The following is an 18980-nucleotide window of genomic DNA, read 5'->3' as shown; positions in this document are numbered from 1 at the left end:
AGTCCCGAGTCGGCCGAGATTACGACGAGCTACCCGCCTGGGAATGCTCGTCGGCGTCGCGCTCCTCGGTTTGCGCCTTGGCCCACTTGTAGTCGGGCTTACCGGCCGGGGACCGTTTGATCTCGTCGACGAACCACAGGCTGCGCGGCATCTTGTAGGAGGAGATCTCCTGGGTCAGGACCGGGCGCAGCTCCTCGAGGGTGGGGCGTTTGCCGCCGCGGCACTGCACCACGGCCGCCACCCGCTGACCCCAGCGTTCGTCGGGAACACCGACCACCAGGGCGTCGAAGATTTCGGGGTGGCATTTCAGCGCGCCCTCGACCTCTTCGGGGTAGATCTTCTCGCCGCCGCTGTTGATGCTCACCGAGCCGCGGCCCAGCATCGTGACGGTGCCGTCTTCCTCGACCCGCGCGTAGTCGCCGGGGATCGAGTAACGGACGCCGTTGTATTCCTTGAACGTCGCCGCGGTCTTCACCGGGTCGTTGTAGTAACCGACCGGGATATGCCCCTTACGGGCCAGCAGGCCGACCTGCCCGGAGCCGGGGGTCACCGGGTTGCCGTCGTCGTCGATCACCGCGGTCGACGCGTCGATCTTCACTCGCGGTCCACCGGTGTGGGTGGCGCCCTTGGCGGCGATGGAGATACCGCCGAACCCGGTTTCCGAGGAGCCGATCGAATCGGTGATGACCGTATTCGGGAGCAGCTCGATATAGCGGTCCTTGAGCGACGGGGAGAACAGCGCCGCACTGCTGGCCATGGCCCACAGGCTGGTGTGCTGGTAGGGCTCGCCCTTTTCCGGATGTCCGGCCTCGAGCGCATCCAGCATCGGCCGGGCCATGGCATCGCCGGTGATGAAGATCATGTTGATGGCGTGGGTGTCGACGGCCTGCCAGACGGTGTGCGCGTCGAATTCCGGGATCATGATGGTCTTGCCGCCGTCGAACAGACCGTGGAAGACGGCGGTCTGCGAACCACCGTGGATCAGCGGCGGAATCGGGTACCGCACCATCTGGCCGCCGGCCGCGCCGTTCTTGGCCTGCTGCCATTCGTCCTGCACGTATTCGCCGGTCATGAAGTTGATGCCGCCGCCGAGCACGCGCCACCAATCCTCGTGGCGCCACATGACGCCCTTGGGCATCCCGGTGGTGCCGCCGGTGTAGAGCATGAAGATGTCGTCGCTGGAGCGATCGCCGAAATCGCGTTCGCCGGATGATTCCGCCAGGGCCGCTTCGTAATCCACCGAACCTTCGGCGGTGGCCGCATCGGTGCCGTCGTCGACCACGAGCACAGTCTTCAACTGCTGCACCTTCGACCGGACGTTGGTCACCTTGTCGGTGTAGCGGCGCTCGTGGATCAGCGCCACCATGTCCGAATTTTCGAAGATGTACTGCAACTCGTTCTCGACGTAGCGGAAGTTGACGTTGACCATCACTGCCCGCGCTTTGAAGACCGCCAGCATCGACTCGACGGCCTCGATGGTGTTGCGCGAGTAGATGCCGACCTTGTCGCCCGGCTGTACTCCGTGTTCCAGCAGGTAGTGCGCCAGTCTGTTGGCGCGGTCCTCCAGTTGGGCAAAGGTCTCCGAGCGGTGGTCGTCAGCCAGCGCAACCCGGTCCGGCACGAGATCGATTGTGTGTTCGACGAGGTCGGCTATGTTGTACGTCACAAGGTCAAAAATAGAACGTGTTACTGTTTCTGGCAAGGGTCCGAGTAACAGGAGAAACAACGATGCCTCAATGCCTCGTCGAGAAGCGCGGCCACGTCCTCATCGTCACCATGAATCGCCCCGAGGCCCGCAACGCGCTCTCGGGCGAAATGATGGCGATCATGCGCGACGCCTGGGATCAGGTGGACAACGATCCGGAGATCCGGGTCGCGATCCTGACCGGCGCCGGCGGCGCGTTCTGCGCGGGCGCCGACCTCAAGGGTATGACGCAGCAGCACCCCGGGGACTCGTTTGCCGGAGGTGGCTGGGATCTGTCCAAGATCGAGGCACTGCTCAAGGGCCGCCGCCTCACGAAACCGCTCATCGCGGCTGTCGAGGGGGCTGCCATCGCCGGCGGTACCGAGATCCTGCAGGGCACCGATATCCGGGTCGCCGGTGAGAGCGCCAAGTTCGGTGTCTCCGAGGCGCGCTGGGGCCTGTTCCCGCTGGGCGGCTCCGCGGTCCGGCTGGTCCGTCAGGTCCCCTACACCGTCGCCGCCGATATTCTGCTCACCGGCCGGCATCTCAGCGCCGCGGAGGCCAAGGAGATCGGTCTCGTCGGCCATGTCGTCCCGGACGGCCAGGCGCTGGACAAGGCCCTCGAACTGGCCGACCTGATCGCCGCCAACGGCCCGCTCGCGGTGCAGGCGATCCTGCAGACCATCCGCGATACCGAATGCATGCCCGAGGAAGAGGCGTTCCAGATCGACGCCAAGCTCGGTATGGCGGTCTTCCAGTCCGCGGACGCCAAGGAAGGCCCGAAGGCCTTCAAGGAGAAGCGCAAGCCCACCTTCAGCGGTAAGTGAGCTTCCGGGGGCGCGGATAGTCGCCGTCCCGTCCGGCTCACGGCGGCGGCCGCGTAAGCACTCGAGGTGCCGTGCTCGCGCCGGTTACGGACCTTGATGGTTCTTCAGCCGAATCCGCTGTCGCCGGCAGAGCCGAAACAGCAGAATGTCCCGGTCGACACCTGTCGACCGGGACATTCGTATCGGTACGCGCTGCTATTCGGCGCCGGGGTAGTTCATGTAGAACGGCTCCCACTGGTGCCCGTCCGGGTCCAGGAAGGTGCGGCCGTGCATCCCGACCTGCGCTTCCTGCGCCTGCTTATCGGTGTTGACCTCTTCGGTACCACCGGCGGCGACGGCCGCATCGGTGAGCCGGTCCACCTCGTCGGCACTGCCGAGCGATAGTGCGTAAGCGGCTCCGGTGGCGGCTTTGGTGTCGGCGATCGGCCGCTTGCTGAACACCCCGAAGTGCTCGTGGGTGAGCAGCATCAGGCAGATATTGTCGTCGACCACGATGCACGCGGCATTCTCGTCGGTGAAATCGTCGTTCACCTTCCAGCCCAGCGATTCGTAGAAATTCTTGGAACGTGCCAGGTCGGTGACGGGCAGGTTCACGAAAATCATCTTGCTGCTCACGGTTTCGGTCCTCTCGAAGCGGTGGTGTGGTCTCTGGCCGGCTTGTGGGTAGAGACGGCGGCCGCTTCGGAAACTCATCGGCGGCGCCGGAAACTTTCCGCTGCGGCCCAGGAATGCGATGGCGAACATCGGCCACCGATCTCGATGAGCGTCCGAACGGAGCCCGCGTATCCGACGGGCCGCAGCATGCCGGCGGCCCGTTCACCGGCTCAGGCGCTGCCACGCGTCCATAGGGGTGGACCGCGGAATATCCGGCGCCTGGTCCGCTCCGGCGGAGCAGCCGAGGGCCGGACGACCGGGCGCACCGCCGCCGGAAGGGCGAGACCGGCGGTTTCGCGGCACGAACCCGCCGAACCGAGATACCGCCGGACGGCGCCGCGACGGATGTCGCACATGTGGCGGTTGTGCCTGCCGGGACTGCAGTGGCGCGCCTGTGAACAGGGTTTTTCATCCTCTGTTCACGTGTCGGTGTGCTGTGCCACAGTGACACCATGAGCGAGCAGACCGGCACGATCGACGCCGACGTACTGAGATCCTTCGAATCACATCGGCGTGAGCTCTGCGCCTACGCCTACCGCATGCTGGGTTCGTCCTTCGAGGCCGAGGATGCCGTCCAGGACGCCTTCACCCGGGCCTGGAAGTCCTACGACTCGTTCGAGGGCCGGTCCAGTCTGCGTTCCTGGCTGTACAAGATCACCACCAATATCTGCCTGGATATGCTCGACGGTCCCCAGCGCCGGGCCCGGCCGATGGACCTGTCCAGCCCCGGCACCCCTGACCATCCGCTCGGCCCGCCCAAACCCGACTACGTCTGGGTCGAGCCCATCCCGAACTCGCTCGCCTTCGGGTCCGATCCCGCCGATCATGCCAGCGCCAAGGACAGCCTGCGCCTCGCCTTCGTCGCCGCCTGCCAGCATCTGCCCGCCACCCAGCGCGCCATCCTGATCATGCGCGAGGTGCTGCGTTTCTCGGCCAACGAAACCGCCGAAGCGCTCACCATGAGCACGGCGTCGGTGAACAGCGCCCTGCAGCGCGCCCGCGCCACGATGAGCAAGGTCAAACCGGCCGAAACCGACAGCTACGACGAAACCGATACCGATCAGCGCAAACTGATCAACGATTTCGTCACCGCGTTCGAGGCCTACGATATGGACGCCCTCACCGCGCTGCTGAAAACCGATGTGGCGCTGTCCATGCCGCCCTTCGATCTTTGGATCTCGGGCCCGGAGAATGTCGCCGCCTTCATGCTCGGCACGGGCGCGGCCTGCCGCAATTCCCGGCTGGTCCCCCTGGGCGGCGCCAACGGCCACCCGGCTTTCGGCCACTACAAGCCGAGCGGCGAACCCGGCCGCTGGGTGCCGTGGTCGGTCACGGTGCTGGAAATGCAGGACGGCGTGATCGCGGGCCTGAACTTCTTCCTCGATACCGAACGGCTTTTCCCGCTGTTCGATCTGCCGCCGGAATGGACGGAGGAACCGGCGGGCCAACCGGCCTGATTCCCGCGTTGCCGGGCGTGGGCACACCACCACCGGCCACGCGAAGGGTGGACAAAGTTCGAGACCGCGGGCCACCGTGACAGGACAGGCTTTCGAACCACCGGCGAGGCCACCCGTGTCGGTCGGCAGCCCGGGCTCAGCGCAACGGGGCCGGCCGGTCCGGACGGTCGACCGCAGGAAGGATCACCTGGTCGACGATATCGATCAAGGTGCTGTCACCGGGGAGGGAGCCGGCGTCCAGCAAGTACTTGAGGACGAGCGCCTCGCCGATATCGAGCACCACGGGGGTGACCACCGCCGGGTTTATCCGGCCGGATTCGGCGTAATGCTGTAACACCATTGTGGTGAATCGCCCGCCCTTCGGGTCGAATACATCGCGGTACACGGCCTCCGCCAATTCCGGATAGCGGGCACGCTCGGCCAGGATCATGCCTGTTACCTGTGCTGTGGGGGTGGCCATCCAGGCGACCATCAGCCGGAGTGCCTCGACAAGGTCTCGGCGCATATCACCGGTGAGGACGGGCTCCGCGTTGTCCTGGGGGAATCCGCTGCGAGCGGCGTCCAACAGCACCGCCTGCGGATTGTCCCAGCGCCGGTACAGCGAGGTTTTCGCGATACCGGCGCGCTGTGCGATACCGTCCATGGTCAGCTTGCCCATACCCACTTCGAGGACTTCCTCGACGACGGCCGTATGGACGGCCGCCACCACTTCGGCATCGCTTCGGCGGCCAGGTTTTGCAGGCATTCGACCCTCCGATATCGCACGGGACTTCCCGAGCAGACTAGTCGGCGCCGGCTTCGACGAAGGCGACTGCGGTACCGAACGGCCCCAGTTCAACCATCCCACTCTCCACCGGACGGGTGATCGCCGGACCCGCTCCGGTGGCTGTGTCGATCGTGTGGATATACCGCACCGGATCGGTGACCTGCACACGCACCGTTTCCGGATACTTGTTGACGAGCAGGATCTTGCGCTGCCCCTCCGGGGAGACAAAGGCCTGGCTGTGGAGCCTGGTCGCCAGCATGGGGGGCAGGGGGGCGTTCGGGTGCAGGGTGTCACCCGGGCCGAAGTTGTCGAGCAGGAGTTTCAGAACTCGGTACCGTGCGTTGGGTTCGCCCGTTTCCCAGTCCAGCAGCGAGACACCGTGGTTCATCCCTGGGTAATCGATGAATTCCGCCACCCCCACGAGGTCGATACCCAGAGCCGTCAGCCGCGACCAGATGTAGGCGACGACCGCACCGCTGAGCGCCCAATACTCCGTGGGCGTGTCGGGCGCCGGGTTCATGACATCCGGTGCGAAAGTGCCGAGTTCGTTGATATGAGTTTCGGTATCCGGCGAAAGCCGACTCTTGATGGATTCGATCAGCTGCACCTGGCGGAGAAAACCATCGGCCTGGGAGAAGAGCTTGCCGTACCAGGTGTCGAAAGGGGCGTTGCCTTCGAGGCCGAATGGATTCAAGATGTCGGGCACCGCGTAGAAGTGGTAGGAAATGGCGTCCAGCGGAATACCGTCGCGATGGTTGGCCGGGTCGAGGAAATGCCAGAAGTATTCCGGGTCCAGATCCACCAGACTGAGCGAGAGCCCGATGAATTTCATCTGCGGATCGACGGCACGCAGGCGTTCGACAACCGCATCGTAGAGCCGGGTGTAAACCTGTGGGGAGAGCTGGTGGCCCATATCGGGTTCACACAACACCTCCCAGTAGGCGAATCGATGGTTACGGCCGGATATGTGCCGCACATCGAATTGATCGACGAATCCGCCGTCGATGTACCAACGGCCGATCCGTTCGAAATGCTCGGCCACTTCCACGAGGGTGGGATCCCGGAACTCCGTGCCCTGCTCGTATTCCCAGTTGGTCGCAGCGGGATCTTCGTCGGGGACCACCGGTTCCGGTGTTTCGAACATCCAGGTGGGGATGGTTGCGAAGTTGGCTACGACCGGCCGGCCGGAGGTGGCTTCCAGGAAATCGTCGACGAATTCGTCGAGCCGACCGAAATCCCAGGAGGTTTTGCCGTCCCGGGGCGGGTCGAGTTCCGGCACCGACAGTCTCGGCGAGGACCACCAGGGCAGGAACCGGGCGTAATCGACGCCGAGTGCGCGCAGCGCCTCGAACGCTTTGTCGTGGATCGGTGAACTGCGCTGCAGCGGGGGCGCTGTCCAGAGATGCGTGGTCAGCGTGGTGCGGGAGGTCGCGGTCATGGTCGACCAGTCGACCATGATGGGCATGATCTCGGCGCGCGGCTGGGGTTCGGTCATGCGGAGGACCTCTTCCTTATTTTAGAAACTCAAGCGTAGCTACGCTAGCATAGCTCCTGGTGCGTAGCTACTGCGCCGCTCCGTAGCGCCGGGATACTCGCCGTGGCAGTGCGCCCGAAACGGCTATTGCACGAGCTCTACGAGCGCAGTCGGCCTTACGCCGCCGAGGTGGACATCCCGGAGCAGCCCGAGGCCGGCCGATCGGATACGCGGATGCTCAGATCGCCGCAATCTGCCTCGCCAACGACACTTCCCGGTTATCCGAGTCCTTGGATCGAGCCGCGCGGGTTCGCCCGGAAACGTGTTGATCCGTAGTTTCCCGGCCTGCCTGTGCACCTGCTGCACCGCTCCGGTAGGGCTCCGCCACCACGAAGGCCGGCGGGCTCCTGGCGGTGCTGCGGTGCACCTGTGCCGCAGGATCGGGGCGAATCGCGATCGACACCGGTCCTCGGCCGTCCATGATTACTTCACTGTGGGCTACTGCCGGTCGAATCGGCCGGCGCGGGCGTTCGAAGTGAAGGCCTCCCAGGCCGCAGGGGTGAAGGACAGAGCCGGGCCGCCGCGATCCTTCGAGTCGCGCACACCGACCACATCGCCTTCGATGAACGCGACCTCGACGCAATCCTGGCTGCCGCCGCTGTAGCTGCTCTTGAACCAGCGGGTTTCGGATCGATCGACGCTCATCTTGCGAACTCCCTTGCCTTCTCGCGTAGCAGTTGCCTGCTTTCCTGCTCACCCAACGCTACCCGCCAAAGGCCCGCATGTGCGCCCCTATACCGGTCGATAAGTCGCAGGTCGTCGAAGTACATAGCTCCGGTGTACCCCTCGGCATAGACCACGGGTGGCGCGAAGGGACCGGCACCCGCAGGATCATCGAAGTCCAGGATGGTGAATGGCCCGGTCAGATCTCCCAAAGGCACGCCTGCGCCGAACGGGAGGATTCGGATGCCGATATTCGCCCGCGTACCGATATCCGCCAAGTGTCGGAGCTGTGCTGCCATGATTCGACGGCTTCCGATCACCCTGTGCAGAACCGATTCATCCAGGATCACTTCGAAGGGAACGGGATTGTTTTTCTTCGTCAGCATGATCTGGCGACGCCCGCGCAATTCGACTCGCCGAGCGATTTCACTGTCCGGTTCGGCTGGGTGGGCAAGCCGGGTCAGCGTCCGTGCGTAATCCGAGGTCTGCAACAACCCTGGAACGAGCTCCTGGAACGACGTCAGTTTTCGCGCGTCCGCTTCCAGACCCATGTAGACGTCGAAGTTCAGCGGGATCAAGTCGCCGTACTGATGCCACCAGCTTTTGCTGTTGCCCTGTTGAGCAAGTCCTTTCAGCGCCTCGATCGTGGTCTCATCGGCACCGCATACGCGGCAGATCGCTTCGATATCCCATAGCCGGATTCGTTCGGCTGCCCCGGTTTCCAGGCGTTGCACGGTAGTGGCGCCGCGTTCGATACGCCGCGCCACTTCCGCGATGGTGAGCCCGGCGCCCTGCCGTAGGTCCCGCAGATATCGCCCGATTTGGCGACGCGGAAGGGTCGAACCGATATCTGCCATGACAACCTGCTTTCCCCTGGATCACGCCCTCGAGTTCGTTCTGACCGGTCCGGTCGGATTCCCCACATACTTCGCCGGAGCCAGCCGATACTCGCACCGTTCACATCCAAAGCACAACTGCTCCAACGTGAATCATTCCACTTGGATACGACAGTTCCACCGTGGAACTGCCCGGCCTGCGCGACGGACGCCGAACCGAGCCGATATCCATAAATGGCATCCGTTTTCTCTGGATGAGAGGCGTGTGGTCCGCGGATGAGCGTCCGACGTCCGTCGGATCATGTTCTCGGCCTTCGAATCAATTCGATCGGATCATCCGCAGCACGGCCGGATTCTCCGGTGGATCCGCTCTACTGGGCCCGCGATAGAGCACGGTCCAACGAGCAGCGATCGACGATCGGAGGCAACCATGCCGGGGATCCACAGCGAGCAGTCCGAGACCTGGGCACCCGCGCTACCGCGGCGAACGACCCCCTGCCGCCGAACGGATGAGGCGGCTTCCCGACTCTGGCGGGCGGCCGAATGCTACGACCTCGGGGTGCTCGAACGAGTGGCGCGAAGCTTGCGCGACCTCGGCACCGGGAGCGGATATCAGACCCGCACCCAGCACGAAATCGACGGAGTCATCGCCCGATACCGCGCGAACCACCCAGGGGTGCAGCGTGGCCGTTGATGCCTGCGACCTGCACACCGAGCCGTGGGTCCCGCTGGCCGCACTGAACATTGTCCGGCATGACGAAGATGAGCTCATCATCCGATGCCCGGAATCGCTGTTCTGCTTACGTGGTGCCCAGGTGATCGGCGGCCGGATCGCACCGCATTTCCGCAACGTCGCCGGTCTGTGCCCCTGGCTCGAGGTCGGGGTCCGGGACACCGCGCCGCCGTGCGGTTGCGAACCGTTCATCACCACACGACAACTGCGAATCGTCATTCATCACGGCGGGAGACCATGGGGGCCGATCGCCTCGATCGCTTGCCCTGGTGGATGCCCGGAATTCGCGCCGGTCCGAGGCGGCCGAATCGGACCGCACGGCTTCTCACCCTGTTCCTGGACCGATATCCATGTGGTCGAAAAGGGTCTGTATCCGCCGCTACTCACTGCCGAGGACTATCAGTGAACGCCATCCAGGACCCGGCACAACCTGCTGGGCGCGGCCATCGCGCAGGCCCCGTGTCCGACTCGGCACGGAACCTCCTGCAGCACATGGTGGCCCGCCCATACTGCGGCTACCTGTCAGTAGTAGGCATCTTCGGCTTCTTCGCGGAGGGTGCGTTCGGCCCGGTCGATCCACCCGGCGAAGATGGCGCTGAGCCCCTGGGTAGTCGCAGGACGCAGCTCGAGATGGGTCCGGTTACGTTGCTCGACATAGCGGCCGTCGCCGGTGAAATCGCCCCATTGCAGGGCGCGATGGCGGTTGTGGGCGGCATGGAAGTTGCCGAGCCGGAGAATGGCCTGCCCACCACCGTCGACCTGACGGCGAGCCAGCTGCGCGAAACGACCACGGGGACTTCTGGTGTCGTACTGGGCGGAGTATCCCGATTCTTTGGCAGCTTGCACGTCCGCGAGGTCGAATGTGACGGGCTTGTCGCGCCCGGGTTCGCAGGGTGGGATGCCGGCGGCGAGCGCGGCAGGAAGCTGGTCGGCGCGCAGCAGCTGGGCCCGGATATCACTGTCCTCACCGCGGAGGGCGGTCTGGCTCAGGACCACGGCATGGGCGTAGGTACGGGCACCGACCATGCGCAGGTCTTTGCGGGTTTGGCCGTCACCGCCGCGGTGCTTCACCGAGCCGAACAGGATCTCGATGCGCATATCGCAGTTCCGGAGTGTGTGCACGAGCAGGCGGATCCGTTCCTGTTCGTCGATATCGCCGCCGGCACGAACGGCGGCGCGATGCGCCTCGTACTGGTCCATCGTGGCGAATCGGCTGCGGTAACGCAGGGGTGTGGGCATACGGTCGTTGCCTTCGTCGAACCAGTGCGCGGCAAAGGTATCCGGGTCCCAAGTCCAGGCCATGCGGGTCGTATCCGTTCCAGTCGAGCGATAGCGGTCCCGCGAGCCGAGCTGCAGGGGCCGTGGGTGGGCGGTTGCGGTGCGAACAGCGCAGTCGAGGCTGCCCAGCGCGGCGCTACCCGCACACGTCCAGAGCTGGTCGTGGCGGCAGTGCAGCACCGGCGGCGCTGTCCGTCAGTAACCGGGCGGTCGTTCGGCGGGACTCGCGGACGGGGCGTCGGCACCGAGCACACCACCGGGGATGGTCGGCGCTTCCTCGCCCAGGAGCTCGCGGGTGTTCTCCTCATTGACCAGATAATCGGGGGTCTGCCGGTCGCCGTCGTTGTCCCCGCCGCCGGGACGGCCGGCGCCGGGCGCGCCCATCATCGGCATACCGCCGCGTGCGGCCGGCGAACCGGACGCGGTCTTGGCGCCTGCGGTGGTCGCCGGCGCCCCGGCCGGTGCAGGTGCACCCGATACGGTCTGGCCCGGACCGGGGGAGCCCGGACCCGGAGTCCCGAGGCCGGGTGTGCCCGCGGGACTGCCGGGACTGCCGGGACTGCCGGAGGGTGTGCCCGCGGTGGTCGACGAAGGCGTTACCGCGGGGCTGCCCGGAGTGCCCGGCGCCGTGGTTTGCGGTGTGGTACCGGCGGTATCGGTCGATGCCGGCTGCGTCTCCCCCGGCGCGGACTCCTCGCCCGTCGGCTGCTGTTCGCCGGGCTGTTCCTCGCCGGGAGTCTGCGGGCTTGGTGTCCCAGTCCCTGTCGGGGCACCGCCCGGGCCGGATGGATTACCACCGGTGCTGGTATCGCCTGGGGTACTGCCGTCGTCCATGGCTACCGGGTCGCGTGGCTGGGGCAGCACAGGAACTTGACCGTCCACGGAAAGCGCGGGCGCTACATAGTTGGTGGCCATATGCGCGTGGGCATCTGCCTCCGCCTTTCCAACCCCACCATCGCCGTCGAGCCAGTCGCCGGGATTCCACCAGCTCTGTGGATCGTCCACGACCTCCGGCATACCGTTCTTCGTCGTCAACACCGCCGCCACCATGTTGTCGACCCGGGTTGCCAGCATATGCAGGGCGGGAGTCAGACTCGTGGCATCTGCGGCGTAATCGCCGATCGCCTGCCGGGCGGTTTCCGCAGCCGGACCCGACCATGCCGATTCGCTGGACCGGCGGATGCGGGCGGCGAACACCGTTACGGCGTCTTCCCATCCCATGGCGATCTCGGCGTAATCGTCGCGGGCGAAGGTCGCCTCCGTCGGATCCATCGCATCGAAGATATCCTTGATGTCGGTATGCGAATGGGCGGCAGGAATTTCCGCCGTCCCGTTTATCCGCGACGCCTCGTAGCTGAGTTCACTCATTTCTGCAGTCCCTGTGGGGCCGAGGCCATGACCTCGTTGTACCGTGCCGCGAACTCGCTATCGGTATCCAGATAGCGCTGCGCTATCACCCGATGCATCTCCTGAATGCTGTCGACGATCTGATAATGACGTTCCAGGATGGCGTGGACGCTGTTCCCCGACTCATCCCCCTTGGCCTTACCCCGGAAACGCGACACCAGGATCTTACCGGTCTTAATCCAATTGCCGGGATCCTCGCCCAAGCCCCACTGCTCGCGGCTCCCAATCCTCTCGGCAATGAACTGCAGTTCCGAAATCTTATCCTTCATCGCCTGACAGTCCCGGTCGATGTAGACGAATTCCTCCGCGTTCACCCGGACATCGCTATTGAAAGACACCGACAACTGCCCTTCGTTGGCCGCGTCGATCATGCCCTGCAACGGACGCTTTCCATCATCTGTCATGCCCCGCCCCTATCCGGTACCCTGTGACTCCCACTACTTTCATGCTCCTGCCGGGATCAGCGGTAGTACCTTCTCCGCCAACCGCACCGTGATATCGCACGGATTCTGATCCCCGGTGAGACGGCGGGACGGCGGATTGTCGGCCATGATTTCGAGACTTCCCCCCACCATCTCCGCGTTCAGCGTGCAACTGGTCGGCCCGGCGTGCTGCGCGATGATGACCGCCCGGCCGTGTATCTCTGTTTCCCGCGCCCCCGGTACAGCCTTCTCACGAACCATGTCCACCGTTAGGTTGGTTGCGCTGACACCAGCGGCGTAACCATCCGATACCACCCAGTTACAACCACTCCACGCGATATCGCCGCGCCGCATCTCATCAGTGGAGGTCGAGCTGTTCGTCGAATGCAACTGCTCCGAATCCAGCACCTCCTGCGGGATATCGGTGCACGGATCGAACGCGCTCGGCACCTGCGGCGCAACCGACTGCGCCGCTGACGTGGACGGCTCCGCGGAACCACCGGTGGACGTCCCACACCCGGCCGCCACCAGAACGACACTCGCCCCGGCCACCACGGCACACGCCGACCTTCGCATGATGCCCAATTCGTTCCCCTGCGCCGATCCCGGAACCGATTCCGCAGGACCGGACCGGCTCCTCCGCCCCCGCGAGCTTGCAGCGACGGTATCGGACATTTGACCACGTGCGCAACCAGAACCACCCTTTACCAGCCCCCACGATCCACTCGCTCCAGAGCCGGCCCGCGGACCAGGAACTGGACCCGGCGCAACTCGATTCGGCGCTGACCATCATGCAATCACTCGGAGCAAGGCCACCGGTCCATACAAAACATCGGGAAAGGGCCGAGTTGATGCGCACGACAGCCGACAGTCTGCAGGCACTGAACGATATTCCGGGGTTTCCTGGTGATCATTCGTCGGTGCCCGCATGGCCCATACCGGATTGTTGTTCGTAATCCGCCAGCGCGGCTTCACTGGTGTAGATCGAGTTGTACAAAATGATCTCGCCGGCTGCACGCAGAACGAGTATGGGCCCCGCCCCCGCCAGGCCGTCGTCCGGATCATGAGTACTGGTATACCGTTCGGTCGTATAAGTGAAAAGCCAACCGTATGGCCGTTCGATCGTGGCCGTATCGTCGATGACGATATTTTCGGCACCTTCCCGAGGAGGGAACTCTGCGCTGACGTATCTCCGTGCGATCTGTTCTGCCTCATGTTTGCTTATCATCACCACCACCGATCACGCTGTGCGATAGAAATCGAATTCCGGGAACCAGCGGGTGTAGCGCGGTCGTGTTTCCAGAGTTGTACCGAACACGCCATCGATATACGTAACCCTTCCGTTTACGTCGGCGATATTGAAAATGTGGTCTTTACCCGCGCCGCCGTGCGCGATGACGATTCCCCTCGACCCAGGGTTGTCGCGGATCGCATTTTCCGCATCGTCGAGTCGGTCCTGCCGCAGCGGGTGGTCGATGGCGCGTATTCGGTAGATGCCGCGCGCGAGCGATGTGGGAGCGCCCGGAAGCGGACCGGCGACAGCGGGCTTGCCGCGCAGAATATCGTCGACGGCCAGAGCCGCCTCCGGGCAGTTCCGCATGCTCCGCATACTATCGGCGGGGTTCGCGCCGACTGTCGCGTTGACGTTCTTTATCGCGAGCCGGAGGTCATAACGGGAAAGCGGGTCACCTCCCGCCTCCCGGAGTAGGCGGTTGATGTTCTCGTACGCCCGCCGCATCGCCGCCTGTTCGGCTTCCGACAATTCCTCGCCCGCGCGATCGAACATCTCCACCCGCTGCGGACGCAGCTCAGCGAGCGGGACTTCACCTCGCTGTACATCGCTGAACGTTCCGAAATCATCGAGCCCGGCCGCCTCCGCAGGCACACCGGCACCCCCGAAGGGTGATGGCCGTTGTGTATCCCCCGCGCTCGCCCGAAGCATCTGTGCGCCGCGCTCGTCGAAACCGCCGAATTCCCTGGGCGCCCGCCCGACCGCCTCGCCCGTCCCGCCGATCGTGCCCCGCAGATATCCGCAGAACCGGCAGCTGAGCTGTTCGACCATGTCGTCCCGAACCCGCTGCATCAACTCACCGGCCGTGGCCGGGTCGCTTCCATCGCGCTTACCGGACCCGTTCGCGGATCTCATAGGTTGATCACCAGCCTGCCCGCCGCCACCGCATATTCCTCGCAGGTTCAACGCATGGTACGCACCGAGGATCTCACGGCCCTCTCCAGCCTGGCGAGGAAACCGGAGGACGAGTTCACACGGGCCCGCCCGATAACTGCCGAACTCTCGGTGGCTCGCCACACGCTCCCGCAGGGGCCCGGCGGGTAGCGTATGGCGATTTCTGAAACAAGTTCACCCGGCGTCGAGCAGCGGCGCCAGACGCTTCAGTTGGTCTACGTCGGGCACCGAGACCAGCAGCATGGTGACACCCGAGGCTTCCCAGACACCGATCTGCTCGCGGACTTGCTCCTCATTGCCGATGATCGCCGTCTCCAGGACCAGTTCGTCGGGGACAGCGGCCGCCGCTTCGGCTTTCTTGCCCGCTTGGAACAGCGTGCCGATCTCGTCGACCTCCTTCTCGTAGCCCATCCGGCGATACACCTGGGCGTGGAAGTTGAGCTCCGGCGCACCCATCCCGCCGATATACAGAGAGGTGATCCAACGCATCCGTTCGATCTCGGCGGCGACATCGTCGGTGATGATCACCTGGGCGGTGGCGGCGATTTCGAAGTCTTCCCGCGAACGCCGGGCACCCGGGCGGGCGAAGCCTTCGTCGAGCCATTCGTTGTAGACGCCGGCCATTCGGGGCGTGTAGTAGATCGCCAGCCAGCCGTCGGCGATTTCCGCCGTGAGCGCCACGTTCTTGGGACCTTCGGCACCCAGCCAGATCGGGAGATCCGCACGTAGCGGGTGGGTTATCGGCTTCAGCGGTTTTCCGAGCCCGGTGGCGCCGGGGCCGGTGTAGGGCAGCGAATAGTTCGGCCCGTCGTTGGTCACCGGGGCTTCGCGGGCCAGCACCTTGCGCACGATATCGACGTATTCGCGGGTGCGCTGCAACGGTTTGGCAAACGGCTGCCCGTACCAGCCTTCCACCACCTGCGGGCCGGAGACGCCGAGCCCGAGAATGGCCCGGCCGCCGCTGAGATGGTCGAGGGTCAGCGCGTGCATGGCCGTGGCCGTGGGGGTGCGCGCGGACAGCTGCACCACCGAGGTGCCCAGCCGGACCCGTTCGGTCGCCGAACCCCACCAGGCCAGCGGGGTGAAGGCGTCCGAACCCCAGGATTCGGCGGCGAACACCGCGTCGAACCCGGCTTTCTCGGCGGCCACCACGACCTCCGCGGCGTGTTGCGGCGGCGCGGCGCCCCAGTATCCGAGCTGCAATCCGAACTTCACAACCGACCCCTTTCCGGCCTACTGCTTGCCAGCAGAATAAGAACCTGTTCTACTCGATATCGTGACTCATGGGAATACTGCACCCACGGTAATTACGCAGGAACGCCCGCCAGGACTGAAACCGAGCGATGTGCTCAGTGCGCCCTTGCGGATGGAGTTCGACTACACGCGTTCTGTGGGACCCATCATCGGCAAGTTCCTCACCGGCCTGCGCGAACGGCGCATCTTCGGTATCCGAGGGTCGGACGGCCGGGTGCTCGTACCACCGGCCGAATTCGACCCGGTGACCGCCGACCCGCTGTCGGAGTTCGTGGAGGTCGCCTCCACCGGAACCGTCAAATCCTGGTCCTGGGTCCGCGATGTGCTGCCCGGCCAGCCCTTCGACCGGCCGTTCGCCTATGCGCTGATCCAGCTCGACGGCGCCGATACCGCGCTGCTGCACGCGGTGGATGTGCAGAGCCCGGAGCAGATGAGCACCGGTATGCGGGTCACTGCCCGCTGGGCCGGCGAGCTCACCGGAACCATCCACGACATCGCCTGCTTCGAACCCGGTGACGCCCCGACGGCGGAACCGGCGCCGGCCTCGGATGCCGAGCCGGTCACCATGATCACCACCCCCATCGGGATGGATTACAAGCACACCGCCTCGCCCGAGGAATCCACCCTGCTGCGTGGTCTCAAAGAAGGCAAGATCACCGGCGCCCGGGCCGACGCGAACAGCAAGGTGTACTTCCCGCCGCGCGGCGTCGATCCCGTCGACGGCCGGTCCACCGGGGAAATCGTGGAACTGGCCGAGACCGGCACCGTCACCACTTTCTGCATCGTGAACGTGCCGTTCATGGGCCAGCGGATCAAACCGCCCTATGTGGCCGCGTATGTGCTGCTCGACGGCGCGGATATCCCCTTCCTGCATCTGGTGCTCGGCTGCGAGGCCGGCGAGGTGCGGATGGGGATGCGGGTCAAGCTGGTCTGGAAGCCGCGTGAGGAGTGGGGCCACACCATGGCCAATATCTCCCACTTCGAACCGACCGGCGAGCCGGATGCCGACTACGACACCTACAAGCATCACCTGTGAGAGGGCTCCCCGCGTGACCATCACCGAGCGTTCCATCGACAACGCCACCGAGATCGCCGTCGTCGGCTTCGCGCACGCACCGCATGTGTCGGAGACCTACGGCACCACCAACGGCGTGGAGATGCTGGTTCCCTGTTTCCAGCAGCTCTACGACCAGTTGGGTATCACCAAGTCCGATATCGGCTTCTGGTGCTCCGGCTCGTCGGATTACCTGGCCGGCCGGTCCTTCTCGTTCATCTCCGCGATCGACTCGATCGGCGCCGTCCCGCCGATCAACGAATCGCATGTGGAGATGGACGCTGCCTGGGCCCTGTACGAGGCGTGGGTGAAGATCCGCTCCGGCCAGGTCGAGACGGCTCTCGTCTACGGCTTCGGAAAATCCTCCGCGAGCACCCTGCGCAAGGTCCTCACCACCCAGCTCGACCCCTACCTGGTCGCCCCGCTGTGGCCGGATTCGCTGTCCGTCGCCGGGCTGCAGGCCCGCGCCGGGCTCGACGCCGGACGCTGGACCGAACGCGATATGGCCGCGGTCTCGGCCGCCCATACCGTCGACGGTAAATCGGTCGACGAGCTGCTCGCCGCGCCCTACGTCGCCGACCCGCTGCGGGAACACGACTGTGCGCCCATCACCGACGGTGCTGCCGCGATCGTGCTCGCCGCCGGTAACCGCGCCCGCGAACTGTGCGAACGTCCCGCGTGGATCACCGGAATGTCGCATCGGATCGATTCCAGCGTGCTGGGCGCCCGCGATCTGACCGTCTCCCCCTCGGCGGCCGCCGCCGGACAGGCCGTGACGAACGGCGATACCAGCGGTATCGACGTCGCCGAACTGCACGCACCCTTCAGCCACCAGCAGCTCATCCTCGCCGAGGCACTGGGGCTGAAACCGGAGACCAAGGTCAATCCGACCGGCGGCGCGCTGGCCGCCAACCCCATGTTCGCCACCGGGCTGGAACGCATCGGCTACGCCGCGCTGCCCATCATGGCGGGCACCGCCGAGCGCACGCTGGCCCATGCCACCAGCGGCCCGGCCCTGCAACAGAACCTTGTGACAGTCCTGGATTCGGAGGCCCGCCGATGAGTTTCCCCGCCGCGGTGCTGGGCACCGGACAGACCCACCACGTCGCCAAGCGCGGCGATGTCTCGATGGCCGGGATGTGCCGGGAGGCGATCGACCGGGCGCTGGCCGACTCCGGCCTGACCATGGCCGATATCGACGCCATCGTGATCGGCAAAGCCCCGGACATGTTCGAGGGCATGATGATGCCCGAGCTGTACCTGGCGGATGCGCTGGGTGCACCCGGGAAACCGCTGCTGCGCGTGCACACCGCTGGTTCGGTCGGCGGTTCCACGGCATGCGTGGCCGCCAATATGGTGCAGGGCGGCGTGCACGAGAAGGTGCTCGCCATCGCCTGGGAAAAGCAGTCGGAATCGAATGCCATGTGGGCACTGTCGATTCCGGTGCCGTTCACCATGCCGGTGGGCGCCGGTGCGGGCGGCTACTTCGCGCCCCATGTGCGGTCCTATATCCGCCGCTCGAACGCGCCGCTGCACGTGGGCGCGATGGTTGCCGCGAAGGATCGCCGCAACGGGGCGAAGAACCCGCACGCCCACCTCAAGCAGGGCGACAAGACCATGGAAGAGGTCCTCGCCTCGCAGATGCTGTGGGACCCCATCCGGTTCGACGAAACCTGCCCCTCCTCCGACGGCGCCTGCGCCGTGGTGATCGGCGGTGAGGAATCGGCCACCGCGGTGGAGGCATCCGGTAAGAAGGTCGGCTGGATCCACGCCACCGCCATGCGCACCGAACCGCTGGCCTACGCCGGCCGCGACCAGGTGAACCCGCAGGCCGGACAGGATGCGGCCAAGGCGCTGTGGGAGCAGGCCGGGATCACCGACCCGCTGGCCGAGATCGATGCCGCCGAAATCTATGTGCCCTTCTCCTGGTTCGAGCCGATGTGGCTGGAGAACCTCGGTTTCGCCGCCCAGGGCGACGGCTGGAAACTCACCGACAAAGGGGAAACCGAAATCGGTGGCACGCTGCCGGTGAACCCGTCGGGCGGGGTGCTCTCGTCCAACCCGATCGGCGCCTCCGGCATGATCCGCTTCGCCGAAGCCGCCAAACAGGTGATGGGCCGGGCCGGTGATTATCAGGTCGAGAATGCCCGCAAGGCGCTGGGCCACGCCTACGGCGGTGGCTCGCAGTACTTCTCGATGTGGGTTGTCGGGTCGGAACGCCGATGA

At 65.3% G+C, this 18980-nt stretch carries 19 protein-coding genes; 6 read left to right on the top strand and 13 right to left on the bottom strand.

Annotated elements, in window-relative coordinates:
- Positions 1-19: 19 nt before the first annotated feature.
- A complete protein-coding gene (locus QH196_RS04900) occupies positions 20-1666 on the bottom strand; it encodes an acyl-CoA synthetase (protein WP_280414536.1) in 1647 nt (548 codons plus the stop codon).
- A 62-nt stretch (positions 1667-1728) separates the two neighbouring features.
- Here QH196_RS04900 and QH196_RS04895 point away from each other — a divergent pair, with 62 nt between their 5' ends.
- Positions 1729-2511, top strand: a complete 783-nt coding sequence (locus QH196_RS04895) for a crotonase/enoyl-CoA hydratase family protein (protein WP_280414535.1) — start codon at positions 1729-1731, stop codon at positions 2509-2511.
- 195 nt (positions 2512-2706) lie between these two features.
- On the opposite strand, the gene QH196_RS04890 is transcribed toward QH196_RS04895, so the two are convergent.
- Positions 2707-3126, bottom strand: coding sequence for a VOC family protein (locus tag QH196_RS04890; protein ID WP_280414534.1), 420 nt, complete (start codon positions 3124-3126; stop codon positions 2707-2709).
- Between the two features lie 491 nt (positions 3127-3617).
- On the opposite strand from QH196_RS04890, the gene QH196_RS04885 reads away from it, so the two are divergent.
- On the top strand, positions 3618-4622 hold the full coding sequence (locus tag QH196_RS04885; protein WP_280414533.1) for a sigma-70 family RNA polymerase sigma factor: 1005 nt from the start codon (positions 3618-3620) through the stop codon (positions 4620-4622).
- Positions 4623-4758: 136 nt separating this feature from the next.
- On the opposite strand, the gene QH196_RS04880 is transcribed toward QH196_RS04885, so the two are convergent.
- The 4 genes from QH196_RS04880 to QH196_RS04865 all read right to left on the bottom strand — a co-directional run bounded on the left by QH196_RS04880 (position 4759) and on the right by QH196_RS04865 (position 8442).
- The gene (locus QH196_RS04880; RefSeq protein WP_280414532.1) at positions 4759-5367 is read right to left on the bottom strand and encodes a TetR/AcrR family transcriptional regulator; all 609 of its coding nucleotides are present in this window, start codon (positions 5365-5367) and stop codon (positions 4759-4761) included.
- Positions 5368-5404: 37 nt separating this feature from the next.
- Positions 5405-6883 carry a hypothetical protein gene (locus QH196_RS04875; RefSeq protein WP_280414531.1) on the bottom strand — a complete coding sequence of 493 codons (1479 nt, stop codon included), beginning with the start codon at positions 6881-6883 and terminating at the stop codon, positions 5405-5407.
- 477 nt (positions 6884-7360) lie between these two features.
- The gene (locus QH196_RS04870; RefSeq protein WP_280414530.1) at positions 7361-7567 is read right to left on the bottom strand and encodes a DUF397 domain-containing protein; all 207 of its coding nucleotides are present in this window, start codon (positions 7565-7567) and stop codon (positions 7361-7363) included.
- Complete coding sequence (locus QH196_RS04865) at positions 7564-8442, bottom strand: helix-turn-helix domain-containing protein (protein ID WP_280414529.1); 879 nt, start codon at positions 8440-8442, stop codon at positions 7564-7566. The genes QH196_RS04870 and QH196_RS04865 overlap by 4 nt, the downstream gene beginning before the upstream one ends.
- A gap of 662 nt (positions 8443-9104) precedes the next feature.
- On the opposite strand from QH196_RS04865, the gene QH196_RS04860 reads away from it, so the two are divergent.
- Positions 9105-9560, top strand: a complete 456-nt coding sequence (locus QH196_RS04860; RefSeq protein WP_280414528.1) for a hypothetical protein — start codon at positions 9105-9107, stop codon at positions 9558-9560.
- A gap of 116 nt (positions 9561-9676) precedes the next feature.
- Here the strand turns inward: QH196_RS04860 and QH196_RS04855 are convergent, their stop codons facing one another.
- The 7 genes from QH196_RS04855 to QH196_RS04825 form a co-directional block, all read right to left on the bottom strand.
- On the bottom strand, positions 9677-10456 hold the full coding sequence (locus tag QH196_RS04855; RefSeq protein ID WP_280414527.1) for an ESX secretion-associated protein EspG: 780 nt from the start codon (positions 10454-10456) through the stop codon (positions 9677-9679).
- Positions 10457-10627: 171 nt separating this feature from the next.
- Positions 10628-11800 carry a hypothetical protein gene (locus QH196_RS04850; protein ID WP_280414526.1) on the bottom strand — a complete coding sequence of 391 codons (1173 nt, stop codon included), beginning with the start codon at positions 11798-11800 and terminating at the stop codon, positions 10628-10630.
- Positions 11797-12243 (bottom strand): hypothetical protein, encoded by a 447-nt coding sequence (locus tag QH196_RS04845; protein WP_280414525.1) that lies wholly within the window; start codon positions 12241-12243, stop codon positions 11797-11799. The genes QH196_RS04850 and QH196_RS04845 overlap by 4 nt, the downstream gene beginning before the upstream one ends.
- Before the next feature lie 39 nt (positions 12244-12282).
- The gene (locus QH196_RS04840; RefSeq protein ID WP_280414524.1) at positions 12283-12837 is read right to left on the bottom strand and encodes a DUF3558 domain-containing protein; all 555 of its coding nucleotides are present in this window, start codon (positions 12835-12837) and stop codon (positions 12283-12285) included.
- A 334-nt stretch (positions 12838-13171) separates the two neighbouring features.
- Complete coding sequence (locus QH196_RS04835) at positions 13172-13489, bottom strand: YrhB domain-containing protein (protein WP_280414556.1); 318 nt, start codon at positions 13487-13489, stop codon at positions 13172-13174.
- Positions 13490-13501: 12 nt separating this feature from the next.
- Positions 13502-14146, bottom strand: a complete 645-nt coding sequence (locus QH196_RS04830) for a toxin glutamine deamidase domain-containing protein (protein ID WP_280414523.1) — start codon at positions 14144-14146, stop codon at positions 13502-13504.
- 474 nt (positions 14147-14620) lie between these two features.
- Entirely contained in the window at positions 14621-15661 is a 1041-nt protein-coding gene (locus QH196_RS04825; RefSeq protein ID WP_280414522.1) for an LLM class F420-dependent oxidoreductase, read from the bottom strand.
- Between the two features lie 61 nt (positions 15662-15722).
- Between QH196_RS04825 and QH196_RS04820 the strand changes: the two genes are divergently transcribed.
- From QH196_RS04820 to QH196_RS04810, 3 genes are read left to right on the top strand one after another with little or no spacing between them, the layout of a single operon-like run.
- Positions 15723-16736 carry a Zn-ribbon domain-containing OB-fold protein gene (locus QH196_RS04820; protein ID WP_432279437.1) on the top strand — a complete coding sequence of 338 codons (1014 nt, stop codon included), beginning with the start codon at positions 15723-15725 and terminating at the stop codon, positions 16734-16736.
- A gap of 13 nt (positions 16737-16749) precedes the next feature.
- Positions 16750-17817: a thiolase domain-containing protein gene (locus QH196_RS04815; protein ID WP_280414521.1), complete on the top strand. Its 1068-nt coding sequence runs from the start codon at positions 16750-16752 to the stop codon at positions 17815-17817.
- Positions 17814-18980, top strand: a complete 1167-nt coding sequence (locus QH196_RS04810; protein WP_280414520.1) for a thiolase domain-containing protein — start codon at positions 17814-17816, stop codon at positions 18978-18980. The genes QH196_RS04815 and QH196_RS04810 overlap by 4 nt, the downstream gene beginning before the upstream one ends.

Origin of the sequence: Nocardia carnea, assembly GCF_029868325.1 — a bacterium.
GTDB classification, from domain to species: domain Bacteria; phylum Actinomycetota; class Actinomycetes; order Mycobacteriales; family Mycobacteriaceae; genus Nocardia; species Nocardia carnea_C.
This window is presented reverse-complemented; position numbering and strand designations above follow the sequence as displayed.